Below are 24,805 nucleotides of genomic sequence, written 5' to 3' on the forward strand. Positions count from 1 at the left end.
ACGCCTCCCTGGGGAGGCGTTCGTCAACCATCTGCATAAAGAGTACGTCGCTTAGCGTGCAGCCTCTAGCTCGTGCTCTTTGTTGTCATCTTCGCGATCCAGCGTCATGCGATGCAGTTTAGAAGCCGTCAACAGCATCAGCAGGGCAATCACACCGGTCGCAATACCGATTTGCATAAACACGTGGCTGTAGATCGCCAGTGAAGCGTGGCTGTCTGTGATGTCAGTCGCCGGAACGGCAGTCAGACCTGCAACATAACCGGCAATGATCGCCGCCGCTGCCGTGGTCAGGAACCAGGCACCCATGATGAAGCCCATCAGGCGCTGTGGAACCAGCTGTGCCACCATTGCCAGACCCAGACCAGAAATCATCAATTCGCCAATACTTTGCAGCGCGTAGCTCATCACCAGCCAGTTAACAGAGACGATGCCCTGATCGTTGGCCATGGTTGCGCCCCAAGGCAGCACTAAGAATGCACAGGAACAGAGCACCATACCAATCGCAAACTTGTGCGGCATTGGCATTTTGTCGCCAACTTTGGTGTAAATCGCTGCCAGAATCGGGCTGGCTACCATGATCCAGAACGGGTTCAGCGCCTGGAACTGCTCTGGCTGGAAGTTGATGCCCAGCAGGTCATGATTCACGTTGTGAATAGCGAAGAAGTTCAGAGAGGTCGGCATCTGGCTGTAGAGCACGAAGAACACAATGGCTTCTAACATCAGAATGAAAGCCACAATCATTTTGCGGCGCGCAATGCCCTGCATACCAAAAGTCTCTTTAGCAAAGACAATAATGATACCCACGGACACCACTGCCAGCACCAGACGGGCAATCATTTGGTTATGCAGCAACCAGCTAGAGATAATCACCAGCGCGGCCACGCCAACCAGCACCATCAACAATTTTTTGAATTGCAGCGGTTGGAAGTCAGGTTTAGAACCCTGACGCTTAACCCATTTGCGGCAGAACATGAAGTTCAGCAGGGTGATCAACATACCGACCACGCTCAGGGAGAAGGCCACGCTCCAGCCGTAAGTCGCTGCCAACCAAGGGGTCGCCAGCATAGAGAAGAAGGAGCCGATGTTCACCGACATGTAATACATGGTAAATGCGCCATCAAGACGCGGGTCATCTTTTTCGTAGCAGGTTGAAAGCAATGAGGATGGGTTTGCTTTAAACAGACCGCTACCAACGGCGATAGTCGCCATACCCAGATAGACCCAGAAGATGTCGTGCCCAGAGTAGGCAACGAATGAGTAGCCTAGCGCCAGCACGATAGCACCGAGAACAATCACACGTTTCGAGCCGAGAACTTTATCTCCTAACCAGCCACCGATAGCCACGAAACCGTAGACCAGCGCACTGAAGGAAGAGAAGAGGGTAATGGAGTCCGCTTCGCTTAGGCCAAGCATTTTGACCAGATAGACGGCCATGATCCCTTGCAGGCCGTAGTAACCAAAACGCTCCCACAACTCGATAGAGAAGATCAGGTAGAACGCCTTAGGCTGTTTAAAAGCGTTCAAACTGACGCTTTCTTCTTTGGATGTGTTTTTGTTTGCTGTTGACACTAGAACCTCGGTTTATCACTCCCTGCCCTGAACGACAGGAGACACATAAGTGGCGCGAAATAAGCACCCTTTGCATTGTTATAAGATGGGATGACGGCGGGTAATGTTCCCTATCTTCGTAAACGAGGCAAGGAGTTTGACATGTTCTGTTACATATAACCGACCCGTGCTGATGAAACTGTGTTCGAAATGTTATGCAGAATTAAAAATTATGTTTTTGTCATGAATCAAATGATTATATCGTTCAAATAACAAACTAAGAATTTCACCACCTAATGTATGGGGTTTATTAATTCTTATGGTGAATGTGTTTGATTTTTAATGAATAAACCAAGCATAAACGCCGCATAGGATTTTATAGCCAGTTTATTGTATTTATGGGGTTGTGTGGGGTGGGGCTTTACAAAGGCGGCGGCGATTGTAGTGTGATCTACTTCACTTTTTAACACTAAATTTTCGCTAGGAAATAAGATTAATACGACTTATAGCGGTTATGCAGGGAAAAGGCTGTAACAAAAAAGCTACCTGCAGGTTAAAACTCTGCCGGTAGCTTTAAAAATAGCGAGGGGATGAAACGGAGTCTTAAAGCTGCTCTGTGGTGTCACCCAGCGTCTGAATCAGTCGGTTTGACCAGGCGAAAAGAGCGCTGGTCAGCAGAATATCCAGAGAGTGCGCCGCACTGTAGCCAGCATCGGACAGGGCCTGTAGAGCTTCGACATTAAAGCGTTCTGGCGTGCGCGTTAACGCCGCCGTGGTATGCAACAAGACTTGCTCCGGCGCGGCATCCGACGGCGCTTTTAGAGCTAAAAGCCCGGTCTTGGCGACATCGCTGTCCGCGCCAAATAGCGACTCAATAAGCCCTTTCTCACCCCCCGCTTCAAGATAGAAACGACCATGGATGCTGGCGCAATATAAACAGCCATTCAGGCGCGAAGTGGTGACCGCCGCCAGTTCGCGCCACGTGGCCTTATGTTGCTCCCGCGCGTGCATAACGTGATTGAACACGGCCGAAAACTCACTAAGACAGGGGGCATCCTGCACTAAAAGCCGGTAGAAGGAGGACGAGCGCGCGTCAGGGGCGATCAGGTCCAGCACGTCCAACTGATACTTGTTGGCTTTTTCTAAATCCACTTCCGGCAGGCGAGATTGCCATTGGCGCAAAGTCAAAGAGAAGCCGTTTTGCGCGCCACTCTCCGGTGCCGGGAAACCGGGAAGCACGGCGGCCACGCGCCCGCGCAGGGCGCCCAGCACAGCTAATACCCGCGCCTGATAACTGACAAAGCCAATCAATTGGGTAAAGGTGACGATGTCCTTAGTGCTCAGGCCAACCTCGGTGAGCTGGGCCAGCATCGGCGGGGTGATAAGCGTCGGGTGCGTCGCCAAGAGGCGAGCGAACTGGGTAATGTGGGTTTGGCGGATATTACTTTCACGGGAGGCATCAGGGCTGGATAGCGGGGCGAGGCGGGCAGCGTAATGGCTACAAAGTGGCTGTACCCCCGTGACCTGAGCGACGGTGAGCGCACTGCTTAAACGGTCATAAAGTGACAGCGTTTCAGTGCGCGATAAAACGACTTTTTCCGGAAAAAGCGCGTCATAAGCCGCGCGAGAAGCTTCCAGCAGGCCTGAATGTTCGGCAAAAAGGCGACGCAGTGATGGGTCGAGTTGGGCATCTAGCCCAAGAAGAAAACGATCTTGCACAAGAGCAGCGTGCGGGTCATGCGGCAAATGACCATGCTGACTGGATTGTGTTTCGTGATACCAGCCGTTATGAACGGCTCGGCGCTGTTGTTCCATGATCGGGTCCTTTGCATGAGGCAAAATTTCAGACCCTATCCTTGCTGATACGCGTTGCCATATAAAATAATGTTAAGCGATAAATAATAGCTAAAAAGAATAGAAAGCTAATGAATAGCGACAGAAAGCCATAAGGCGGGGTTCACTGCTGGCAGAGAATAAAAAAACCGGCCAGTAAAAATCTACCGTCGGTTCTTCTTTAGTCCAAATTTTTACTTAATTTCACTGGCAATGAAATTTAATCTAGCTTTTTCCACCATCGCGTCGCCATGCATCAGCGCTTAATGCTTCACCGAAGTGGCTGGAAATCAGCCTTTTGGTCAGGTCGTGCAGCGGGGCGGCCAGCACTTCGGCGGTGTTGCCGCGCTCCACAACTTCACCGCCGTGCATCACAATCACCTGATCGCTGATGTGCTTCATCATGCCCAGATGCTGGGTCACGTAGATGTAGGAGATACCCTGCTTCTCCTGCAACTCAAGCATCATGTTGATGATTTGCGAACGCATGGACATGTCCAGCGAGGCCAAGGCTTCATCGGCGATAATCACCTTTGGCTGCAAGATAAGCGCGCGGGCCAGCGCGACACGCTGTTTCTGCCCGGAGGCCAGCATGTGCGGATAGTAGTAGGCGTGGTCCGGCAGCATGCCGACTAAGCGCAGAGTCTGATTGATGCGCTGCTCGCGCTGCGGGCCGTCCAGCTCGCCGTTGAGGCGCAGCGGGGCTTCCAGCAGTTGTCCGATGCGCTGGCGCGGGTTGAGCGAGGTGCTCGGGTCTTGAAAAATCATGCGGATTTGCTGGCTGCGGAAACGGTAATCGCCGTAGTTCAGCGGTTGATCGTCAATCAGGATCTCGCCGCCCGTCGGTTCAATCATTCCCGAGAGCATTTTCGCCAGCGTTGACTTGCCCGAGCCGTTTTCGCCAATGATCGCCAGCGTCTGCCGCTCGCGCAGGGTGAAACTCACCGGCTTCACGGCATCAAGGTCCATTTTGCGGAACAGTCCGGTGCGATAACGGAAGGTTTTGCTCAGGTTGCGTACTTCAAGCAGGGTCTCAACCATCATTGCTCCTCCATGTTGAGCGGGAAGTGGCAGGCGAAGGCGTGAGTCTTAACCACTCGCAGACGCGGTGTCTCAATACATTTCTTTTGTGCATAAGGGCAACGCGGCCCCAGACGGCAACCTACTGGCAGATGCTCCAGAGAAGGGATGGCGCCGGGCAGGGTGTTCAGGCGGCTTTTATGCGGCAGCGAGCGGCCAAAGTCCGGCATGGCGCGGATCAAGGCTTGAGTATAAGGATGATGCGGTGCCACCAGCAGGTCTTCGCAAACGGCACTCTCCACCGTCTGCCCGCAATAGAGCACGTTAACCCGGTTGGCCCATTTGCTCATCATTTGCAGGTCGTGGCTGATAAGCAAAATGGTGGTGTTATTGTTCTGATTGAGCCGCGAAAGCAGGCGGAAAATCTGCGCCTGTGTTGTCGGCTCCATGGCATTGGTCGGTTCATCGGCAATCAGCAGACGTGGCTGGTTGGCCAGCGCAATGCCAATCATCACTTTCTGACACTCGCCCTCGGTCAGCTCATAGGGGAAGCTGGCCATGATGTCTTTGTGATCTTTAATGCCCACGCGGTGCAGCAGCTCAATGGCGCGGCGCTTGCGCCAGCCGAAACGCTGATACCAGCGGCCTTTGTAGGTCCAGCCGGGGATCGCCTGCATGAGCTGTTTGCCGATGCTTTCGGACGGATCGAGACAGGACTGCGGCTCTTGGAAAATCATCGAAATGTTTTGGCCAATCAGGCGGCGGCGTTCGCGCGGCGACAGGTGCAACAGGTCAATGTCGTCAAAACGCATACGGTCGGCGGTGACGCGCCAGTTGTCTTTGGTGACACCACAGATGGCTTTAGCAATCAAACTTTTGCCTGAGCCAGACTCACCCACCAGCCCGCGAATCTCACCCGCGCTGAGCGTCATGCTGACCCGGTCGACGGCCTTGACCGGGCCGTCGGAGGTCATAAATTCAATGGTCAGATTGCGGATATCGAGTAACGGCATTATTCCACTCCCGCATTAATTGCCCGACGCATACCGTCACCTAGCAGGTTTATCAGCAACACGCTGATCAAAATCGCCGCGCCGGGCAGCATCACCGACCATGGGGCGACATAGACCAACTCCAGCGAATCCCCGAGCATGGCTCCCCATTCCGGCGACGGCAGCTGTGCGCCTAAATCAAGGAAGCCCAGCGCGGCGATGTCCAGCACGGCCATCGACAGGGCGCGGGTAAACTCGGTGACGAGCACCGCCACGATGTTCGGCAGCACCGCGTAGCGCAGGATTTGCCAGGTCGACGCGCCGTCCAGACGCACCGCGATGACATACTCTTTTTCCAACTCGTCGTGCACCGCGCTATAGATAGTCCGGGCAATGCGTGGCAACAGCGCCAGCCAAACCGCAAGCATGGCGTGTTCAAGTTTCGGGCCGATAAAGGCCACCACGATAATCGCCAGCAGCAGCGACGGGATAGACAGCAAGGTGTCGAGAATATGGTTAAGAATTGCCGATTTCAGCCCGCGGGTGATGCCAGCCAGCACGCCGATAATGACGCCAAAGAATGCCGCCGCCAGAGTCACCAGCACCGCGCCACCAAAGGTCGGCGCTGCGCCGGTCAGAATACGGCTCAGCAAATCGCGACCCAGATCGTCAGTGCCGAGGAAGAAGGCCACATTGCCGTTTCGCGACCAGGATGGCGGCAACAGCTGTGAGCCTAAGAACTGTTGGTCCAGAGCATAAGGCGCCAGCAGGTGGCCAAAAACACATAGGAACAGCAAACCTAGCACGCCATAGAAGCCAATCATCGACAAAGTGTCGCGATAAAAGATCCCCCACATTTGGCGGAACGGGCTTGGCATCTGTTTTTCACGGTATACGTTATCGAAGGGCATACCATTCCTTATGTTTCAATGGGTTGGTTAATGCGCCAAGGATGTCAGACAGGACGTTGACCACAATCACCAGGCTACCGACAATCATCACCCCGGCGGAAATGGCGGCGTAATCTTGCTGGCGGATGGCGTTAATCATCCAGCGCCCAACCCCCGGCCAGTTAAAGACCATTTCGGTGATCATCGCCAGCGTCAGCATGCTGGAGAACTGCAAACCGAGTTTAGGGATAATCGGCGGCAGGGCGTTGTGCAGCACGTGGCGGCGAATAATGGTGAAGCGCGACAGCCCGCGAGTGGCGGCGGCTTTGACATAGTTTTGGGTCAACACGTCGTCGGTACTGATACGCATCAGGCGAATCACTTCGGTGGTCGGCGCCACCGCCAGCGCGGCGATAGGCAGGATCATATGGCGAATGGCGCTGACTATCATCTCATGGCGATAAGGCGAGTCGGAGAGCCAGGCGTCAACCAGCGTCAGGCCGGTCACCGTCTTCAATTGATAGAGCAAATCCAGCCGCCCGGATACTGGCAGCCAGCCGAGCTGGAGCGAGAAGAACAGCATCAGCAGCAGGGCTAGCCAGAACACCGGAATGGAGAAGCCGAGCAGGGCCAGCGTACTTATTGCCACGTCTGGCCATTTCCCGCGCATCACGCCCGCCGTGATCCCCAGTGGAATGCCCACGAGTAAAGCCAGCGTGAAGGCCAGAACGCACAGCTCCATGGTCGCCGGGAATACCGCCTTGAGCTGGGTGCTGATGTTCTCACCGTTGATGCTCGACACCCCGAAGTCAAACTGGAACAGGCCAGTGAAATAGAAGTGGTAGGCATCCCATAACGATGCGCCGCGCAGCGGGGCATTCGGCGTAAAATAGCTCAGGCTAAAGGCCACCATGCTCAGCAGGAACAGGGTGATTATCAGCAGCAGTAAACGCCGTAAAATGAAGATAATCATGGCGCTTCCTTGGTTTCGATATCGCGGAATACCCCAGCAAATGAGGAGTTACCAAAGGGACTCAGCACCAGCCCTTTTATGTCGTAGCGGTAGGCTTGAAGCCGCAGAGAAGAGGCCAGCGGCAGCACCGGCAGCTGCTCTTCAAGGATGTGCTGAGCTTGCTGATAATACTCGATGCGCTGGGAAAGCTGTTGAGACAGCAGCCCTTGGCGCAACAGCTGATCGAAGTCGGGATCACACCAATGAGCATAGTTGGTCTGCGAACGAATTGCCGCGCAGCTGAGCATAGGGCGGAAGAAGCTGTCCGGGTCATTACTGTCCGTTGCCCAGCCCGCCAGCGTCAGGTCGTGGTTCATCTCCATCAGGCGCGCTTCCTGAAAACGCCCCTCGACCGGCACGATAATCACTTTGACCCCCACCTGCGCTAAATCCGCCTGAATCAGCTCGGCGGTTTTCAGCGGGCTAGGGTTGTAGGACTGGGAGACGGTCGGCACCCACAGGCGCAGAGTGAGTTTGTCCTGACCAAGATCTTTAAGGATTTTCCGGGCTTTGTCGGGATTGTACTCCGTCACCGTGGCATTGCTGTCATAAGCCCAAGAGGCGCGGGGCAAAATGGACGCCGCCGTCTCCGCCGTGCCGTAGTAAATCGACTGCATCAAACGCTGGTTGTTAATCGCTAGCGCGATGGCCTGACGAATGCGCGGATCGTTGAGCGGCGCTTTATTGGTATTGAAAGCCAGATAAGCCACGTTCATGCCGGGACGAAGGGTCAGCCGCAGGCGCGGGTCATCGCGCAAAATAGAGAGCTGGCTGGCCGCCGGATAGGCCAGCACGTCGCACTCGCCGGTGAGCAATTTGGACAGGCGCCCGGTGCCGCCGACGCCCATATCAATCACCACCTGCGCCATGCGCGGCACGCCTTTCCAGTATTGGCCATTGCGCGCCAGACGCACATATTGGCCGGTGCGGTATTCCCCTAGCTGGAAGGGACCGGTGCCGACTGGCTGGCGGTCAATCTGCTCCTCATTGCCTTTTTTCTGCAAATCATCGGCGTATTCGGCGGACAAAATCGGCGCGTAGTGGGTGGCTAAATGCCACAGGAAAGAGGCATCCGGCTTGTTCAGGCGAAATTCAACGGTGTAATCATCCAGCTTTTTGACGCTTTTCACCGCGTGGGCGAATTGCAGACTGTCGAAGTAGGGGTAATCGTCGCCGTTCACACTGTGATAGTGATTTTGCGGGTCGATAATGCGCTGGGTGCTGAACACCACGTCATCCGCATTCATTTTACGCGTCGGGGTGAACCACGCCGTGGTCTGGAAAGGCACGTCTTTGCGCAGGTGGAAGCGATAGGTTGCGCCGTCATCCAGCACTTCCCAGCTCTGTGCCAACTCCGGAATCAGCCGGTAGGTATAAGGGTCAACGTCTAACAGCCGGTCATACAGCTGCGCCGCAAGAGTATCAATGATCAGGCCGCTGCTGGCTTTCTGCGGGTTAAAGGTATTCACCATGCCGTTCACGCAATAGACGAAACCGCTCTGGCGGATATCGGCGTTTTGCACCACGGGGCGCGGGCTGGTGACAGGGGGCTGTTCAGGCGGTGTGGCTGAAACAGCCGCATTCGCGAAACCACCCAGTAATAGCATCCACAATGTTAGACGACGCATAAGGGCTTCAATGTTAAGTAGCAATGCCTTAAGTGTACCGTACTCTGCCAGCCTCCCCAATCCATTGCGCAAAACTCCGGTTGATCTGTCGAGACTTCACGCAATTTGATGCAACGGCGTGAAATAAAGACCTTGAAATTATGCGTCAATTGTAATGTTATAATATAACAATTCATCGTGAGGTAGGCTGAGTCGTTTCGGCCTGCTTCATTTCTACTGAGGTCTTTATGGCGTTATTACCCGTTACCGTGCTGTCAGGTTTTCTTGGCGCAGGTAAAACCACCGTGCTTAACCATATTCTGAATAATCGTCAGGGGCTGCGCGTGGCGGTTATCGTGAATGATATGAGTGAAGTCAACATTGATGCCGCGCTGGTCTCCAATGAAATCACCCTCGACCGCCAGCAGGAGAAGCTGGTGGAGATGAGCAATGGTTGCATCTGCTGCACGCTGCGCGAAGATTTGCTGATTTCCGTGCGCGAAATGGCGCAAACCGGGCGCTTTGATTATCTGTTGATTGAGTCGAGCGGCATTTCTGAGCCATTGCCGGTAGCTGAAACCTTCACCTTTGAAGACGAAGAGGGCAACAGCCTGTCGAAATTTGCCCGTCTCGACACGCTGGTGACGGTGGTCGATGGCCTCAACTTTATGCAGCAGTATCAAGAGGCGCGTAGCGTGCAGGAGGCCGGGGAGAGTCTCGGCGAAGATGATGAGCGCAGCGTGACCGACCTGCTTATCGATCAAATCGAATTCTGCGACGTGCTGCTGGTGAGCAAAACCGACCTGCTCGACAGCTTCCAGCAGCGCGAAGTGATTGCGCTGCTGCAAAGTCTCAATCCACAAGCTGACATTATTCCGATTGCGCCGGGCACCTTGCCGCTGGATCGCGTGCTCAACACCCATCGTTTTGATTTTACCAAGGCGCAACAAGCGCCGGGCTGGCTAAAAGAGCTGCGCGGCGAGCACCAGCCGGAAACCGAAGAGTACGGCATCAGCAGCTTTGTCTACACCGCACGCAGGCCTTTTGATCCCGATAAGTTCTATCGCGTGGTGCACGGCGACTGGGGCGGCGGCACCTTATTGCGCTCCAAAGGCTTCTTCTGGCTTGCCACTCGTCCGCGACACGCGGGGAACTGGAGTCAGGCTGGGGGCATCGCGCGCTATGGTCTGGCCGGGATCTTCTGGAAAGCTTTGCCGGAGCGCGACTGGCCGCAAGATGAAGAAACCCGAGCCCATATTATGGAAAAGTGGCAGGAGCCGTTTGGCGATATGCGCCAAGAGATCGTGTTTATCGGGCAGAACTTAAATAAGGAAGAGATCGTGCGCAGGCTCGACGACTGCCTGTTAAGCGTCGAGCAAATGGCGGAAGGTATTGATAGATGGCTAGAAATGGCCGATCCCTTTCCAGAATGGTGATCCATAGGGAAATTAGGGCTATTAGTTCAGAAGAAACAAGTAGTTGCATGGTTAGTGTGGTAATGAGAAAAATTCTCAACAAACCACTTTACAGACGATACTGATAACCATTATCATCCTTTCATCGCTTGAGGGGGACCCGCTTGGGACTCACTTAATCGGTACGACATTGCTCACATTGCTTCCAGTATTACTTAGCCAGCTCGGGTGCTGGCTTTTTTTTTGCCCTTTTTTAGCCGTTCTCATCGCCCTTCACCTGAATATCATGCTTCTTCAACATTCCCCGCAGCTGGTGATAAGTCACATCCAGTAAATCGGCAGCTTTACGCTGATTAAAACGCGCCTGCTGCAACGCCTGCTCTATTAACTGCTTCTCCTGCGTGTTGACCCACTGCTTCAAATTCACCGGCAGGGTAGGTAAAGCGCTGGCGGGGGGAGTCTCAGGTGCAGGCTCCTCTGAGGCCGCGTTATGGCGAGCAAAGGGATTAAGAATAATGTTGTCGAGGGGGACGTCGCTGCTGCCGTGACGATACATGGAACGTTCCACCACGTTTTTCAGCTCACGCACGTTGCCCGGCCAGCGATAGGTTAGCAGGGTGTGTTGCGCGTGAGGGGTGAAGCCGGGGAACAGCGGCAGTGACAGCTCGCCGCACATCTGGATGGCGAAGTGTTCGGCCAATAGCATGATGTCCTGCTGGCGCTCGCGCAGCGGCGGCAGCTGAACCACGTCGAAAGCCAGCCTGTCGAGCAGGTCGGCGCGGAATTTACCTTCGGCGGCTAAGGCGGGCAGATCGTCATTGGTGGCGCAGACCAGGCGCACATCCACCTGTAGCGGCTGGCTGCCGCCGACGCGTTCCAAGTGCCCATACTCAATCACTCGCAACAGCTTTTCCTGCACCAGCATCGGGGCGGTGGCTAACTCATCAAGAAACAGGGTGCCGCCGTCGGCGCGCTCGAATCGCCCAAGATGGCGTTTTTGCGCGCCGGTAAAGGCCCCCGCCTCGTGACCAAACAGCTCGGAGTCGAGCAGGTTTTCATTCAGCGCGGCGCAGTTCAAAGAGATAAAAGGTCCCTGCCAGCGCGGGGAAAGATAGTGCAGACGGTGGGCGATCAGCTCCTTGCCGCTGCCGCGCTCGCCGGTGACCAGCACCGGTTTATTTAACTTCGCCAATTGAGAAACTTGCTCCAATACTTCGATAAACGCATTGGCTTCGCCCAATAGGTTGTCGGTGGTCTCGGTCATTATTTCTCCATGTACGGTGATTTAGTGGCTAAAATGGGTGGTGAAAAAAACTAATTTTTAGTTAATTTAATCATACGTCAAATAACCACAAATCGACCTAAAAATAAAAATAGATATAAATCATATGGATAGTGAAATAAAAAAGTTGGCACGGGATTTGATATAGGTATTACACGCAGTCGTTTTGAATGGCTGGCAGTATTCACCGGTAACATGTAGCCGGACGTTTTAAGACTTGTTGCCCGGAGTTGCCGGAGGCCAACAGAATCAAAGAGGAATTTTGACTATGGGTATTTTTTCTCGTTTCGCTGACATCGTAAATGCCAACATCAATAACCTGTTGGACAAAGCTGAAGATCCACAGAAGCTGGTGCGCCTGATGATTCAGGAAATGGAAGATACGCTGGTGGAAGTGCGTTCTACCTCGGCTCGCGCCTTAGCGGAAAAGAAACAGCTCAACCGCCGTATCGAGCAAGGCGAAGCCCAACAGGCCGAATGGCAGGACAAAGCCGAGCTGGCTCTGCGTAAAGATAAAGACGATTTGGCTCGCGCCGCGCTGATTGAGAAGCAAAAGCTGGCTGATCTGGTCGCCACGCTGAAAAATGAAGTGACGGTGGTTGAAGAAACGCTGGATCGCATGAAGTCGGAAATTGGTGAGTTGGAAAATAAACTGACCGAAACCCGCGCTCGCCAGCAGGCGCTGACCTTGCGCCATCAGGCGGCGTCTTCTTCACGCGACGTTCGCCGCCAGCTAGACAGTGGTAAAATTGACGAAGCCATGGCGCGTTTCGAGCAGTTCGAACGCCGTATCGACCACATGGAAGCTGAAGCTGAAAGCGTTAGCATCGGCAAAAAGAAGTCACTGGACCAGCAGTTTGCTGAGTTGAAAGCTGACGATGAAATCAGTGCGCAAATCGCGGCATTGAAAGCTAAGATGCAAGGCAATCAGGACGCGTAATTCGCTTGAGAAACCTGCCTGTTCGCAGGCAGGTTGTTGCAGGATAAATGTCGTTCCCGGCAGTAATAAGACTCATAAGGAGATGCAATGAGCTTCCTGTTTTTAGCCATTCCACTGACCATCTTTGTGCTGTTTGTCGCACCTATCTGGTTGTGGCTGCACTACAGCAACCGATCGCAAAGTGGCAATCAGTTAACCCAGCATGAGAAGCAAAACCTCGCTCAGTTAACACAAGACGCGCGCCGCATGCGCGAACGTATTCAGGCGCTAGAAGAGATTCTGGATGCCGAGCACCCAAGCTGGAGGCAGTCATAATGGCGAAGAGTCTTTCAGAACGAAAGTTGTACCGCGTGCCGGAAGAGGGCGTGTTTAAAGGCGTGCTGGCCGGGCTAGCCCACTATCTTGGCGTGCCGGTGATGTTACTGCGCGTGATGGCCGTGCTGTCTATTTTCTTCGGCCTGTTTATGTTTACCGTCGTGGCATACATCGTGCTGTGCTTTGTGCTTGAACCGGCTCCGGCCCATGAGTTTGATGATGAAAATCAGCCGTCACCGAGAAATTTGCTGGATGAAGCAGACCGCGAATTGAAAGCCAGCGAGCAGCGTTTGCGTCAGGTTGAGCGTTACGTGACCTCGGAAACTTTTGGCGTTCGCAGCCGTTTCCGCCAGTTATAACACCCCTATTTGCCGAAGCGGCTTTGTGCGGCTTCGGACCTTTTCCTCCACCCGCTAAGGAGTTTATTTATGCGTACTCTGACTTCCTCGCTGCCGGGTAATCGCAGCCTGCTGAAGAAAGTGTTCAGATTCGCCGTTATGGTTGCACTGACTTTTGTGCCTGCTGGTATGGCCGCTCGCGTCCTGGGCGTGGTAGGAAAAGGTCCACTGCGTTATGTTTTAGCACTATTATTAGAGCCCCTGTTCAAAAGAATATTGACCGCGTTATTTGGGCGCTACGCCACGGAGAGCAATGAAAAGACTACAAAACGAGTTTAATTCACTGGTCAATCGCGGTATGGACCGGCACCTGCGCCTCGCGGTGACCGGTCTTAGCCGCAGCGGCAAAACCGCCTTTATTACCGCCTTCGTCAATCAGCTGCTGCACCTACACAGCGGCGCACGTTTACCCCTTTTCTCCGCCGCCCGCGAAGAGCGCCTGCTTGGCGTCAAGCGCGTGCCGCAGCGCGATCTCGGTATCTCTCGCTTTACTTACGATGAAGGCATTGCCCAGCTGCACGGTACGCCGCCGAACTGGCCGACGCCGACGCGCGGCGTCAGTGAAATCCGCCTGGCCCTGCGCTATCGCTCCAATGAGTCGCTGCTGCGCCACTTCAAAGATACTTCCACGCTCTATTTAGAAATTGTCGATTATCCCGGCGAATGGCTGCTGGATTTGCCAATGCTGGAGCAGAACTATCTCGACTGGTCGCGGCAGATGGCGGGCCTGCTGCAAGGGGATCGCGCCGAATGGGCCAAGCCTTGGTTGGAACTCTGTCAGCAGTGTGACCCACTGGACCCGGCCGACGAAAACCAGTTGGCGGCCATCGCTCAGGCCTATACCGACTACCTGCATCGTTGCAAACAGGAAGGCTTGCACTTCATTCAGCCGGGGCGCTTTGTGCTGCCGGGTGACTTGGCCGGCGCACCGGCGCTGCAATTCTTCCCATGGCCTGAGATGCAAAAGTACAGCGACGCCCAGCTGGCGCAGGCCGACAAGAACAGTAATTTAGGCATGCTGCGTGCGCGGTTTGACTATTACTGCCAGTCGGTGGTGAAGGGCTTCTATAAGGATCACTTCGTCCGTTTCGACCGCCAAATTGTGCTGGTGGACTGCCTCCAGCCCTTAAACAGCGGGCCGCAGGCGTTTAACGACATGCGACTGGCGCTGACGCAGCTGATGCAGAGTTTCCACTATGGCAAGCGCACGCTGTTCCGCCGGCTGTTCAATCCTTGCATCGACAAGCTGATGTTTGCCGCCACCAAGGCTGACCATATTACGGGCGATCAGCATGCCAATCTGGTGTCGCTGCTCCAACAATTGGTGCAGGAGGCGTGGCAGAACGCCGCCTTTGAAGGCATCAGCATGGACTGCGCGGGTTTAGCCTCGGTACAGGCCACCGAAACCGGGATAGTGGAATATCAGGGCCAGTCAGTGCCTGCCTTGAAGGGGCATCGTCTGCAAGACGGCGCGCCCCTCACAGTGTTCCCCGGAGAAGTGCCTGCCAGACTGCCAGGCGCGGCATTTTGGCAGCAGCAAGGATTCCATTTTGATGAATTCCGCCCGCGCGAAACCAGCGTGGACGCGCCTTTGCCGCACATTCGGCTGGACGCCGTGATGGAGTTTTTACTGGGAGATAAAATGCGATGAGCGAACCTATCAAACCGCGTATCGATTTCGAACAGAATATCAAGGAGCCGGAACAGCCCGTGTTGCGCGCCGGTCAGGCGTTTGACGGCGTTCAGGCCGAGCGCTTTTTGCCGGTTTCCAGCGAAGCCGAGATTGAGCAGCAAGAGGGCGAAGCCGAGGCGGTGATTAACCGCGCGCTGAAGCCGCGCCGCAGCCTGTGGGGCAAAATGGTGCGTCTTGGCGCCGCCGTGTTTGGCGTCAGCGTGATAGCTCAGGGCGTGCAGTGGGTGCATACCGCGTGGATCCAGCAGGATTGGGTTGCGCTGGGTGCTTGCACCGCGGGCGGGCTAATCGTGGTGGCGGGCGTCGGTTCGCTGCTCACCGAATGGCGGCGTTTGTATCGCCTGCGCCAGCGTGCCGACGAGCGCGACGTTGCTCGCGATTTGCTGCACAGTCATGGGTTAGGGCAGGGGCGCGCTTTCTGTGAGAAGTTGGCCGGGCAGGCCGGGCTGGATAAAAGCCATCCGGCCTTGCAGCGTTGGCAGGCTTCTCTGCACGAAACCCAGAATGATCGCGAAGTGGTTGAGCTTTATGCCCGGCTGGTCCAGCCGGTATTAGACGCTCAGGCGCGGCGCGAAATCAGCAATTCGGCGGCCGAGTCGGCGCTGATGATCGCCGTCAGCCCGCTGGCGCTGGTGGATATGGCCTTTATCGCCTGGCGCAATTTGCGTCTGGTGAATCGCATCGCCGTGCTGTATGGCATTGAGTTGGGCTATTTCAGCCGCCTGCGCCTGTTCCGACTGGTGATGTTGAATATCGCTTTTGCCGGGGCGTCTGAAATGGTGCGCGAAGTGGGTATGGACTGGATGTCGCAGGACTTGGCGGCTCGCCTTTCGGCCCGTGCGGCGCAGGGGATTGGTGCCGGGTTGCTGACCGCCCGTTTAGGTATCAAAACCATGGAGCTTTGCCGCCCGCTGCCTTGGCTGGAAGGGGATAAGCCGAAGCTGGGAGATTTCCGCAGTGAGTTAATCGGCAAGCTGAAGGCTAGCATGGTGAAAACCGATAAGCGCAATGTTGGGGTGTAGCTAATTGGTTTTCGGCAAAAAGAAGGCGCTCACCGAGGTGAGCGCCTGTATGAACCCAATCGTAAACTCAGGTTGTGAGCTCTTAGGTTTAGATGCTATTAACCGCCAGACTAGGAGTTCAAATAATTGTAAGCTCTACCCAGCCCGTCTGAAATTTGGCCATAAGCCTTATTCACCGCATTACTGGTATCATCTACCGCTTTTTGACCAAAGTTTGACAGGCGGTCAGCAACTTTATTTACATCTTCCGACCAACCAGCACCATTAACCATTTCAATGTCACGTTCTGTTAACTGTTTCATCTTGGGTCATCCTCTTAGTTTGTGAAAACTGAGATCCCGACGTCCTGAGATCCGATGAATACAGGAGTAAGAAAGATATTTGTTTCGTACTCATGTCTTCATGTGACTTAAGCCTAGGACACTCAGCGGCTGAGGGGATTAGGAATAATCTCCATAAATGTAATATCTATGTAATTCATTGATTTTAAATGAATTAAAATTTTAGCTTTTTGATATTTATATTTATCCGTCATTCATCATTCTTAGTGATTATTAAATAAGCTGATGAGAGCATTGCGAAAATGTCTATTTCCCGCTGATCAACCTGTTTAGTTTTTGTTTATTTAAAGCCGAGATTGATATAACTATTTTGCTATTGCTTAGCAGATAATCAGCAAAGGAAATATTCACGCAGCGTAATTGAATATTAGAGCCGAAACTTTTAAATTGGTGATAAATAAAGCAGAGGTCAACTTTATCAATAAACTCATCTATTTCAGAGGAATCACGGTTGCCACTTTACCCACCCCTGACTATCTTTCAATGAACATTATCCAGAGGTTTCAACATCATGTTCATTGAGGGTTAAGCTAGATGCTCTTTCGCAAAGAAGTAAATGAACATCAACAGAACCACTGGGCCGGTAAGGCACTTCTGTTAGCGGGGTGGCCGGTTTGGGTAGTCACCTCGCTGACTGCTCTCTTTCTTATCGCGCTGCTCAGTTTCTTGATTTTCTCCAATTACACTCGCCGGATTAATGTGAGTGGCGAAGTGATCACTCAGCCTCATAGCATTAATTTATTCAGTCCGGAGCAGGGTGTGATCACTAATCTGATGGTGGAAACCGGCAAAACGGTCAAAAAGGGCCAGCCGCTGTATCAAATTGACGTCAGCCGGGTGACTCAGGCCGGTAATGTCAGCACCACCACGCTGTCGGCGATTAATAAACAGCGTGACCAGATAGACACCATCATTAATCAGTTGCAAAACAACAAGCGCACTACGCTGGACAATTTGCAGCAGCAGCTCGAGCAATATGAGAAGGCGCACAAGGTGTCGCAGGACATGGTGGCGTCGGCGCAGCAAGGGCTGGATGCGATGAAAAAAAGCATGCAGAACTATGGCGCTTATCAGCGCAAGGGATTAATTAATACCGATCAGCTGAATAACCAGCGCTATCTGTTCTATCAACAGCAAACCTCCTTCCAAAGCCTTAATACGCAATCCATCCAAGAATCATTGCAGATAACCAACTTGCGCAGTGAGCTGGTGACACGCGCCGCCGATTTCGACAACCAGATTTCGCAGTACGGCGTGCAGCGCAATGACTTAGACCGCCAGCTGGCCGAGGCCGATGCTAAAGGCTCGCTACTGATCACTGCGCCGACCGACGGCAAGATCTCCTCACTCAGCGTGACGCCGGGGCAGATGGTCAATGCCGGTGACAGCCTGGCGCAATTGGTTCCGGCCAAGAATTCACCTTTCTTTCTGGTAGCGTGGCTGCCCAATGAAAGCGTGCCTTACGTCAAGCCGGGGGAGGAGATCAATATTCGCTACGAAGCCTATCCGTTTGAAAAATATGGCCAGTTCCCCGGAAGAGTTGAGTCCGTTTCCTCCGCACCGGTGTCCGAGCAGGAGTTGAACTCTTACTCTAGCGCGCCGAAGAACCCTAATGGCACGGTCAGCGGGCCTTATTACAAAGTGATTGTTTCCTTAGATAAAAGCCAGCTCAACTGGCATGGCGAAACGCTCAATTTATCCAGTGGCATGAAAGCGGAGTCTACGATGTTCCTCGAAAAACGCCCGCTCTATCAGTGGATGCTATCTCCGTATTACAGCATGAAGAAAAGTGTGGTGGGGCCGATCAATGAATCTCGATAACGTGCGCGAACTGGCAAACAGTCTGCATTTCGGCTTTCGTCATAAAGTCCCGCAAATCATACAAACCGAGGCCGCCGAGTGCGGGTTGGCCTGTCTGGCGATGGTCTGCGGTTATCACGGCAAGCATGTTGATTTGCAGAGTCTGCGCCAGCGTTTTGGCATTTCATCTCGTGGCGCGACCCTGCGCACCCTGATGGATATTGCCACCTCGGTGGAGCTGAAGTCTCGCGCCCTTAAGCTCGACATTGATGAGCTGAATGCGCTGAAAACCCCCTGCATTCTGCACTGGGATCTTAACCATTTCGTGGTGCTGGTGGCGGTGAAGCAGGGCAAAGTGATTATTCACGACCCGGCCTTTGGTCAGCGCTCGCTGGGTATCCGCGAGGTGTCTGAACATTTCACCGGCGTGGCGCTGGAGCTGTGGCCTGACAGCGGCTTTACCTCGGAAAAGCCGCGCGTTCGCCTGAATCTGCGCAAAATGATGGGCAACGTCAGCGGCTTAATCCCGGCGCTGACCAAGATTTTCTGCCTATCGCTGATGATTGAGTCGGTCAACCTGCTACTGCCGGTCGGCATGCAGTTGGTCATGGACCACGTGATCCCCGCCAAAGACCCCGACCTGCTGACTCTGATTTGCCTCGGGCTGCTGTTCTTCATCATCTTCCGCACCGGCGTGAGCATGCTGCGCGCCTGGACCTCTTTGGTGATGAGTACGCTGATTGACGTGCAGTGGAAAGCGCGGCTGTTTGACCACCTGCTCAAGCTGCCGCTGGACTATTTCGAGAAGCGAAAACTGGGCGATATTCAGTCGCGCTTTACCTCTCTCGACACGCTGCGCACCACGCTGACCACTAACGTGGTCAACAGTATTATCGACGGCATCATGTCCATCGGCCTGATTGTGATGATGGTGCTGTACGGCGGCTGGCTGATATGGGTCATTCTTGGCTTCACCGCGATTTACGTCATCTTTAGGCTTTCGACCTATAACGCCTATCGGCAGGTGTCCGAGGAGCAAATTGTCAAAAGCGCCCGTGCCGGTTCCCACTTTATGGAAACCTTGTATGGCATTAGTACGCTGAAGGCGCTGGGGCTGTCGAAGACGCGCGCCAACTTCTGGCTCAATATGAACATTGATAACGCCAATGCCACGGTGCGCAAGACTAAGTTTGAGATGATGTTTGCCGGCGGTAATACGCTGATTGCCACTCTCGATCAGGTGGCGTTGCTGTGGCTGGGGGCGAGTCAGGTGATCGACGGCCATATGACATTAGGGATGTTTGTCGCCTTCAACACCTATCGCGGGCAGTTCTCCGAGCGCGCGGCCAACCTGCTCAATATGGTTTTACAGCTGAGGATGCTTTCGCTACACCGCGATCGTATCGCCGATATCGCGCTGACCGACACCGAGAAGAGCTTGCCCGAGCGCGAACTGCTGCGCGGCGGCGAGGCGGCGTCCCTCGACGTGCGCGACCTGGTGTTCCAGTATGACAGCCTGTCCGCGCCATTAATCAACGGCCTGAACCTGTCCGTGGCGGCGGGAGAGAGTGTGGCGATTGTTGGGCCGTCTGGGCAAGGTAAAACCACGCTGATGAAGATCATGACCGGGCTGCTGTCGCCTACGCAGGGCCGCGTATTGATTAACGGCATGGATATTACTACCGCCGGTTTGAACAATTACCGCAGCTGTATTGCCTGTGTGTTGCAGGACGACACGCTGTTTGCCGGTTCAATTGGCGAGAACATTGCCAGCTTTGATGAGCAGAAGGATGAGGCGCGCATTGTGGATTGTGCTCGCCGTTGCAACATTCATGATGATATTGAAAAGATGCCGATGGGCTATGAAACGCTGATCAGCGAGTTAGGCAACAGTTTGTCTGGCGGGCAGAAACAGCGGTTATTGATTGCCCGCGCGCTCTACCGTCGCCCGGCGATTCTGTTCCTTGATGAAGCGACCAGCCATTTAGATCTGGATAATGAATCCAAGATTAATCAGGCCATCAGCGAACTGGAGATCACCAGGATCTTCATCGCCCATCGGCCATCCACCATAGAAACGGCAGATCGGGTGATTAAGCTCGGCTAGGGATTGAATCAGGCCTTCTCTTCGGGATTGGGGGGAAGGCTTGGTTTAAGGTCTAGAATAGGGTTGGAATTAAAACAATAAAAGATAAATGTTGTTGTTTTAGATTGTTTTTTTTATCGAGAAGGAATTCAGACTTGATGCTTGGAGATGGTGGTGGGGGAAGGATTCGAACCTTCGAAGTCGATGACGGCAGATTTACAGTCTGCTCCCTTTGGCCGCTCGGGAACCCCACCACGAAATTCGTGGATTTCGAATTGTTTACTACATACTGCATTCAACGCTTCGGCTGTTGCGGTGAACGGGGCGCATAATACCAAATGAAACTGCGGTGTAAAGTCCTGAAACCGCTAAAAATGTTCGTTTGTTGTTTTTTTGCCCTTGGCGGTGCTTCTCTGAACAAAAAACACCGCCAATTTAGGCGAATTACAGAATAACAGTGCGATTGCCGTAAACAAACACGCGCTGGGCGAGTACGCGATACAGCGCGCGACTCAGCACGTTTTTCTCCACGTCACGACCGGCGCGCATCATATCTTCTGCCGTATAGGTGTGATCGACGTTGATAGTGTCCTGCATGATGATTGGACCTTCGTCCAGGCTGTCATTCACATAGTGCGCCGTCGCGCCGATAATTTTCACGCCGCGCTCATAGGCCTGATGATAAGGGCGCGCGCCGATAAAGGCGGGCAGGAAGGAGTGGTGAATGTTGATAACCTGATGCGGATAATGCTGTACAAAGCCCGGCGTCAGCACGCGCATGTATTTCGCTAACACCACGTAATCCGGCTGATATTGGTCGATTTGCTCCATCATTGCGCTGTCATGCTGCTCGCGCGTCAGGCCTTCGTGGCTGACTAAGTGGAACGGAATATCAAAACGCTCAACCAGCGTTTGCAGCGTGTCATGGTTGCCAATAACTGCGGCGATTTCAACATCCAAACCGCCATAGGCCGATTTCATCAGCAAATCGCCCAGACAGTGGGCTTCTTTGGTCACCAAAATCACAATGCGACGGCGATCGGTGCTATGCAACTCGCGCACTGAGCCTTTCGGCAGCGCGCTGTCGAGATCGGCCAATAGCGTATTATCGTTGAAAATCCCTTCAAGCTCTGTACGCATGAAAAAACGCCCGGTGCGGTGATCAACGAACTCGTTGTTTTGCACGATGTTCAATTCATGCTTGTAGCAAATGTTGGTGATCTTGGCGATCAGGCCCTTAGCATCCGGGCAAATGGTGCGTAATACCTTAGTTTGTATATTTTGTTGCGGCATGGGGGTGTGGATCCTGTCCTAAGCGTCTACTGGATATCGTTAAAATAGTGCGGGCAGAATCAGCGACCGCAACACTTCTTATATTTTTTACCTGAACCACAGGGGCAAATGTCGTTCCTGCCCGGCTGGGGTTTAATTCCGTCAATATAGTACCAGCGTTCATTCACGCGAAGAAAGCGCGAACGCTCGTGAACTAAATGAATCTCTTCTGTATCTGGCTCTTTAAAACGAGCGGCAAATTCTACATAACCTTCATCTGCCTGCTTACCCGGCTGTGCGTCGATGACGTTCAACCCCAACCAATGGGTATTTTTAAAACCCTCTTCGAGACTCTCTCTCCAGCGTTCTGGCTGGCAGTCTGCATGCCAGGTGGCAATCAAATAATCAGCATCTTGCATGGCATAAGCACTGTAGCGCGAGCGCATCAAGGCTGAAGGCGTCGGGGCAATTTGGGCGTTAAGTAAAAAAGGCTGGCAGCACTTTTCGAATACTTCTCCACTCCCGCAAGGGCAAGGCTGTGACAAAATAGCTCCTGAATGGCGTTGGCAGCGCAAGGCGCGCTATTGAATGCAAGTTGGCGATATGTTACCTAACAACCTCGCTGGCTGACAACGCACTTACTGAGGGTTGTTCCTCGGTCATTAACTCGTCCTTGCACGAATCTGACAATTCTGACAAGCAAAATCGGGTTTTATGGGCCACTATTAAGAGAAGATATGCAGGGGGACCCCGATGGATAAGCCACTTACAAGCAAGCACATTCTGATCGTCGAAGACGAAGCCGTTTTCCGGTCGGTGCTGGCGGGGTTCGTGAGCTCGTTGGGGGCAACCTACACGGAAGCAGTTAACGGCCTTGATGCGCTTGAGCTGGTAGAGGACCATCCCCCGGACCTGATTTTGTGCGATTTGGCGATGCCAGAGATGGGCGGCATTGAGTTTGTTGAAAACCTGAGATTGCAGGGGATTAAAATTCCCGTGCTGGTTATCTCCGCCACTGACAAAATGACCGACGTCGCCACCATGCTCAGACTGGGCGTGGAAGACGTGCTGCTAAAGCCAATCAATGACCTCCAACGGCTGCGCGATGCCTTGCTGACTAGCCTCTATCCAAAACTCTTCTCTTCCGACGTTTTACAAAAAAGCGATCTGATGAATGACTGGGAAGCTTTGTGTCGCAACCCCAATGAAGCCGCAAGGCTGCTGCAAGAATTACAGCCTCCGGTGCAACAAACCTTGGCTGGCTGCCGGGTTAACTATCGCCAGCTGACGATGGCCGAAAATGCCGGTTTGGTGTTGGACATCGCGGCTCTCTCTTCTAAAGATCTCGGTTTTTACTGCCTCGATGTGACTCGGGCGAAAGAAAACGGCGTCTTGGCGGCTTTACTGCTGCGGGCGATTTTCAACGGTTTATTGCGCGAGCACCTGAGTAACCAACACCAACGCCTTCCCCAGATGTCAACGCTGCTTAAACAAGTTAATCAAGTGTTCAAACAGGCACGACTTGAAGGTCAGTTTCCGCTGCTGTTGGGGTATTATCACGCCGAGCAAAAGAACCTTATTTTGGTGAGCGCCGGGCTGCATGCCAACGTTAATACCGGCAGTAATCAGATTCAATTGAGCAATGGCGTGCCTTTGGGCACCACTGGCTCGACCTTTTCGAATCAAATAAGCCAGCGCTGTGACGCCTTCCAGTGTCAGGTGTGGGGCGCCGGTGGCCGCTTAAGGTTAATGCTTTCGACTGAATAACAGGCTGGAGAAAGATGACTGCTTTTGAGAGCCTGTTCAGTAGCCAAATAATGGATTTTGAACGCCTGCTTTTCTGGTTTTTCTCATTCTAGTCCGCTGTTTTGTCATCCAAGGTATGCCTTTGAAGGCGCGCTACACAGCGAACCTGTTATACTGCGCGGCAGTAATAATAGCGGGTGTTCTGAATCCCCTTAAAAATTTTTACGCTAGGAATTTTCCAATGAAAGTTACTGTATTTGGTATCGGTTATGTTGGACTGGTACAAGCTGCGGTTTTGGCAGAAGTTGGCCATGAAGTTCTCTGTATTGACGTTGATGCGAAAAAAGTCGAAAACCTGAAGAATGGCCAAATCCCGATCTTTGAGCCGGGTCTGACCCCACTAGTACAGCAAAACTATGAAGCTGGTCGTCTGCGTTTCAGCACTGACGCCAAAGAGGGCGTAGCCCATGCCCAGATCCAATTCATCGCCGTGGGTACGCCGCCAGATGAAGATGGCTCGGCAGATCTGAAATACGTCACCGCGGTGGCCCGCACTATTGCTGAACACATGACATCGCCAAAAGTGGTGATTGATAAATCCACCGTTCCTGTCGGCACCGCGGATAAAGTTCGCGAAGTGATGAGTGCTGCTTTAGTCGCGCGTGGCTGTGAGATTGCATTTGACGTCATCTCCAACCCAGAATTCTTGAAAGAGGGTGCGGCAGTTGCCGACTGTATGCGTCCTGAGCGAATTGTTATTGGGACAGATAACCCCAACGCCATCGATCCTATCCGCGAACTCTACGAACCTTTCAACCGCAATCATGATCGCATGATCCTGATGGATATCCGCAGCGCCGAGCTGACCAAATATGCCGCTAACTGTATGTTGGCGACTAAAATTAGTTTCATGAATGAAATGGCTAATTTGGCTGAGTTACTGGGCGCCGATATTGAAAAAGTGCGTCAGGGCATAGGTTCAGACTCCCGCATTGGTTATCACTTTATCTATCCTGGCTGCGGCTATGGCGGTTCCTGCTTCCCAAAAGATGTTCAGGCGCTTATTCGCACATCTGAACAGATTGGTTACCAGCCGAAAATATTACAAGCCGTTGAGCAAGTTAATTATCAGCAAAAATATAAGCTTCCTGAGTTTATTTATCGCCACTTTGGTAAAGACCTGCAGGGTAAGACCTTCGCATTGTGGGGGCTTTCATTTAAACCTAATACCGATGACATGCGCGAAGCGTCAAGCCGGGTGCTGATGGAGCAATTGTGGGCGGCAGGTGCAAAAATTAAGGCTTATGATCCCGAAGCGATGAATGAAACTCAGCGCATCTATGGTCATCGTGACGATTTAGAATTAATGGGAACCAAAGAAGCAGCGCTTCATGGGGCCGATGCCTTAGTCATTTGTACCGAATGGCAAAACTTCCGCGCGCCAGATTTTGACGTGTTAAAAGACGCGTTAAAAAATCCGGTTATTTTTGATGGTCGTAATTTGTTTGATCCTGAGCGTTTGCTTAAGCGTGGTTTTACTTACTACGCGATTGGCCGTGGCGCTTCAATTAATCCAGTTTTATAGGGGAGTAT

22 protein-coding genes and 1 tRNA gene are annotated in these 24,805 nt (G+C 53.2%); 11 read left to right on the plus strand and 12 right to left on the minus strand.

The features are described 5' to 3' along the window. Positions 1–51: 51 nt before the first annotated feature. The 7 genes from dtpA to sapA form a co-directional block, all read right to left on the minus strand. Positions 52–1,569, minus strand: coding sequence for a dipeptide/tripeptide permease DtpA (gene dtpA, locus SBO83_RS03440; protein WP_396130457.1), 1,518 nt, complete (start codon positions 1,567–1,569; stop codon positions 52–54). A 582-nt stretch (positions 1,570–2,151) separates the two neighbouring features. After that, on the minus strand, positions 2,152–3,363 hold the full coding sequence (locus tag SBO83_RS03445; RefSeq protein WP_396130458.1) for a CMD domain-containing protein: 1,212 nt from the start codon (positions 3,361–3,363) through the stop codon (positions 2,152–2,154). Between the two features lie 243 nt (positions 3,364–3,606). Then, on the minus strand, positions 3,607–4,422 hold the full coding sequence (gene sapF / locus SBO83_RS03450; RefSeq protein ID WP_034791080.1) for a putrescine export ABC transporter ATP-binding protein SapF: 816 nt from the start codon (positions 4,420–4,422) through the stop codon (positions 3,607–3,609). Further along, positions 4,422–5,414, minus strand: coding sequence for a putrescine export ABC transporter ATP-binding protein SapD (gene sapD, locus SBO83_RS03455; RefSeq protein ID WP_396130459.1), 993 nt, complete (start codon positions 5,412–5,414; stop codon positions 4,422–4,424). The genes sapF and sapD overlap by 1 nt, the downstream gene beginning before the upstream one ends. Beyond that, entirely contained in the window at positions 5,414–6,304 is an 891-nt protein-coding gene (sapC, locus tag SBO83_RS03460; protein WP_353502388.1) for a putrescine export ABC transporter permease SapC, read from the minus strand. The genes sapD and sapC overlap by 1 nt, the downstream gene beginning before the upstream one ends. Then, the gene (sapB, locus tag SBO83_RS03465) at positions 6,291–7,256 is read right to left on the minus strand and encodes a putrescine export ABC transporter permease SapB (protein ID WP_353502387.1); all 966 of its coding nucleotides are present in this window, start codon (positions 7,254–7,256) and stop codon (positions 6,291–6,293) included. Before sapB ends, sapC begins: the two co-directional genes overlap by 14 nt. Then, positions 7,253–8,923: an ABC transporter substrate-binding protein SapA gene (sapA, locus tag SBO83_RS03470; RefSeq protein ID WP_396130460.1), complete on the minus strand. Its 1,671-nt coding sequence runs from the start codon at positions 8,921–8,923 to the stop codon at positions 7,253–7,255. The genes sapB and sapA overlap by 4 nt, the downstream gene beginning before the upstream one ends. Before the next feature lie 227 nt (positions 8,924–9,150). Between sapA and zigA the strand changes: the two genes are divergently transcribed. Continuing rightward, on the plus strand, positions 9,151–10,338 hold the full coding sequence (gene zigA, locus SBO83_RS03475; RefSeq protein ID WP_396130461.1) for a zinc metallochaperone GTPase ZigA: 1,188 nt from the start codon (positions 9,151–9,153) through the stop codon (positions 10,336–10,338). A gap of 232 nt (positions 10,339–10,570) precedes the next feature. Here zigA and pspF read toward each other — a convergent pair whose 3' ends face one another. After that, positions 10,571–11,581: a phage shock protein operon transcriptional activator gene (gene pspF, locus SBO83_RS03480; protein ID WP_396130462.1), complete on the minus strand. Its 1,011-nt coding sequence runs from the start codon at positions 11,579–11,581 to the stop codon at positions 10,571–10,573. 286 nt (positions 11,582–11,867) lie between these two features. Here pspF and pspA point away from each other — a divergent pair, with 286 nt between their 5' ends. The 6 genes from pspA to SBO83_RS03510 all read left to right on the plus strand — a co-directional run bounded on the left by pspA (position 11,868) and on the right by SBO83_RS03510 (position 15,967). Then, positions 11,868–12,539: a phage shock protein PspA gene (gene pspA / locus SBO83_RS03485; protein WP_034791066.1), complete on the plus strand. Its 672-nt coding sequence runs from the start codon at positions 11,868–11,870 to the stop codon at positions 12,537–12,539. 87 nt (positions 12,540–12,626) lie between these two features. Next, positions 12,627–12,854 (plus strand): envelope stress response membrane protein PspB, encoded by a 228-nt coding sequence (pspB, locus tag SBO83_RS03490; RefSeq protein WP_034791064.1) that lies wholly within the window; start codon positions 12,627–12,629, stop codon positions 12,852–12,854. Beyond that, positions 12,854–13,213, plus strand: coding sequence for an envelope stress response membrane protein PspC (gene pspC, locus SBO83_RS03495; RefSeq protein ID WP_396130463.1), 360 nt, complete (start codon positions 12,854–12,856; stop codon positions 13,211–13,213). Before pspB ends, pspC begins: the two co-directional genes overlap by 1 nt. 69 nt (positions 13,214–13,282) lie before the next feature. Continuing rightward, positions 13,283–13,531: a phage shock protein PspD gene (locus SBO83_RS03500; RefSeq protein WP_034791061.1), complete on the plus strand. Its 249-nt coding sequence runs from the start codon at positions 13,283–13,285 to the stop codon at positions 13,529–13,531. Then, positions 13,506–14,903 carry a YcjX family protein gene (locus SBO83_RS03505; protein WP_396130464.1) on the plus strand — a complete coding sequence of 466 codons (1,398 nt, stop codon included), beginning with the start codon at positions 13,506–13,508 and terminating at the stop codon, positions 14,901–14,903. Before SBO83_RS03500 ends, SBO83_RS03505 begins: the two co-directional genes overlap by 26 nt. Further along, on the plus strand, positions 14,900–15,967 hold the full coding sequence (locus SBO83_RS03510) for a TIGR01620 family protein (RefSeq protein WP_396130465.1): 1,068 nt from the start codon (positions 14,900–14,902) through the stop codon (positions 15,965–15,967). The genes SBO83_RS03505 and SBO83_RS03510 overlap by 4 nt, the downstream gene beginning before the upstream one ends. A gap of 110 nt (positions 15,968–16,077) precedes the next feature. On the opposite strand, the gene SBO83_RS03515 is transcribed toward SBO83_RS03510, so the two are convergent. Continuing rightward, positions 16,078–16,269, minus strand: coding sequence for a chemotaxis protein (locus tag SBO83_RS03515; protein WP_396130466.1), 192 nt, complete (start codon positions 16,267–16,269; stop codon positions 16,078–16,080). Positions 16,270–16,842: 573 nt separating this feature from the next. Here SBO83_RS03515 and SBO83_RS03520 point away from each other — a divergent pair. Both SBO83_RS03520 and SBO83_RS03525 read left to right on the plus strand, forming a co-directional pair. Further along, on the plus strand, positions 16,843–18,129 hold the full coding sequence (locus SBO83_RS03520; RefSeq protein ID WP_396130467.1) for an efflux RND transporter periplasmic adaptor subunit: 1,287 nt from the start codon (positions 16,843–16,845) through the stop codon (positions 18,127–18,129). Then, a complete protein-coding gene (locus SBO83_RS03525; protein ID WP_353502377.1) occupies positions 18,116–20,215 on the plus strand; it encodes a peptidase domain-containing ABC transporter in 2,100 nt (699 codons plus the stop codon). Before SBO83_RS03520 ends, SBO83_RS03525 begins: the two co-directional genes overlap by 14 nt. A gap of 148 nt (positions 20,216–20,363) precedes the next feature. Here the strand turns inward: SBO83_RS03525 and SBO83_RS03530 are convergent. The 3 genes from SBO83_RS03530 to SBO83_RS03540 all read right to left on the minus strand — a co-directional run bounded on the left by SBO83_RS03530 (position 20,364) and on the right by SBO83_RS03540 (position 22,011). Further along, a tRNA-Tyr gene (locus tag SBO83_RS03530) sits at positions 20,364–20,448 on the minus strand. Between the two features lie 190 nt (positions 20,449–20,638). Beyond that, on the minus strand, positions 20,639–21,487 hold the full coding sequence (gene purU, locus SBO83_RS03535) for a formyltetrahydrofolate deformylase (protein ID WP_034791047.1): 849 nt from the start codon (positions 21,485–21,487) through the stop codon (positions 20,639–20,641). A gap of 59 nt (positions 21,488–21,546) precedes the next feature. After that, positions 21,547–22,011, minus strand: a complete 465-nt coding sequence (locus SBO83_RS03540) for a YchJ family protein (protein WP_396130468.1) — start codon at positions 22,009–22,011, stop codon at positions 21,547–21,549. A gap of 208 nt (positions 22,012–22,219) precedes the next feature. Here SBO83_RS03540 and rssB point away from each other — a divergent pair, with 208 nt between their 5' ends. After that, on the plus strand, positions 22,220–23,233 hold the full coding sequence (rssB, locus tag SBO83_RS03545) for a two-component system response regulator RssB (RefSeq protein WP_353502375.1): 1,014 nt from the start codon (positions 22,220–22,222) through the stop codon (positions 23,231–23,233). A gap of 220 nt (positions 23,234–23,453) precedes the next feature. Further along, entirely contained in the window at positions 23,454–24,797 is a 1,344-nt protein-coding gene (locus SBO83_RS03550; protein WP_353503984.1) for a UDP-glucose dehydrogenase family protein, read from the plus strand. Positions 24,798–24,805 lie beyond the last annotated feature (8 nt).

The sequence above is a fragment of the Ewingella allii genome (genome assembly GCF_044430645.1).
Lineage (GTDB): Bacteria > Pseudomonadota > Gammaproteobacteria > Enterobacterales > Enterobacteriaceae > Ewingella > Ewingella allii.

Excerpts from the sequence above, each read along its gene's own strand:
- SBO83_RS03445 (WP_396130458.1), bottom strand. The coding sequence starts at position 3,363 with ATGGAACAACAGCGCCGAGCCGTTCATAACGGCTGGTATCACGAAACA.
- sapF (WP_034791080.1), bottom strand. The coding sequence starts at position 4,422 with ATGGTTGAGACCCTGCTTGAAGTACGCAACCTGAGCAAAACCTTCCGT.
- sapD (WP_396130459.1), bottom strand. The coding sequence starts at position 5,414 with ATGCCGTTACTCGATATCCGCAATCTGACCATTGAATTTATGACCTCC.
- sapC (WP_353502388.1), bottom strand. The coding sequence starts at position 6,304 with ATGCCCTTCGATAACGTATACCGTGAAAAACAGATGCCAAGCCCGTTC.
- sapB (WP_353502387.1), bottom strand. The coding sequence starts at position 7,256 with ATGATTATCTTCATTTTACGGCGTTTACTGCTGCTGATAATCACCCTG.
- sapA (WP_396130460.1), bottom strand. The coding sequence starts at position 8,923 with ATGCGTCGTCTAACATTGTGGATGCTATTACTGGGTGGTTTCGCGAAT.
- zigA (WP_396130461.1), top strand. The coding sequence starts at position 9,151 with ATGGCGTTATTACCCGTTACCGTGCTGTCAGGTTTTCTTGGCGCAGGT.
- pspF (WP_396130462.1), bottom strand. The coding sequence starts at position 11,581 with ATGACCGAGACCACCGACAACCTATTGGGCGAAGCCAATGCGTTTATC.
- pspA (WP_034791066.1), top strand. The coding sequence starts at position 11,868 with ATGGGTATTTTTTCTCGTTTCGCTGACATCGTAAATGCCAACATCAAT.
- pspB (WP_034791064.1), top strand. The coding sequence starts at position 12,627 with ATGAGCTTCCTGTTTTTAGCCATTCCACTGACCATCTTTGTGCTGTTT.
- pspC (WP_396130463.1), top strand. The coding sequence starts at position 12,854 with ATGGCGAAGAGTCTTTCAGAACGAAAGTTGTACCGCGTGCCGGAAGAG.
- SBO83_RS03500 (WP_034791061.1), top strand. The coding sequence starts at position 13,283 with ATGCGTACTCTGACTTCCTCGCTGCCGGGTAATCGCAGCCTGCTGAAG.
- SBO83_RS03505 (WP_396130464.1), top strand. The coding sequence starts at position 13,506 with ATGAAAAGACTACAAAACGAGTTTAATTCACTGGTCAATCGCGGTATG.
- SBO83_RS03510 (WP_396130465.1), top strand. The coding sequence starts at position 14,900 with ATGAGCGAACCTATCAAACCGCGTATCGATTTCGAACAGAATATCAAG.
- SBO83_RS03515 (WP_396130466.1), bottom strand. The coding sequence starts at position 16,269 with ATGAAACAGTTAACAGAACGTGACATTGAAATGGTTAATGGTGCTGGT.
- SBO83_RS03520 (WP_396130467.1), top strand. The coding sequence starts at position 16,843 with ATGCTCTTTCGCAAAGAAGTAAATGAACATCAACAGAACCACTGGGCC.
- SBO83_RS03525 (WP_353502377.1), top strand. The coding sequence starts at position 18,116 with ATGAATCTCGATAACGTGCGCGAACTGGCAAACAGTCTGCATTTCGGC.
- purU (WP_034791047.1), bottom strand. The coding sequence starts at position 21,487 with ATGCCGCAACAAAATATACAAACTAAGGTATTACGCACCATTTGCCCG.
- rssB (WP_353502375.1), top strand. The coding sequence starts at position 22,220 with ATGGATAAGCCACTTACAAGCAAGCACATTCTGATCGTCGAAGACGAA.
- SBO83_RS03550 (WP_353503984.1), top strand. The coding sequence starts at position 23,454 with ATGAAAGTTACTGTATTTGGTATCGGTTATGTTGGACTGGTACAAGCT.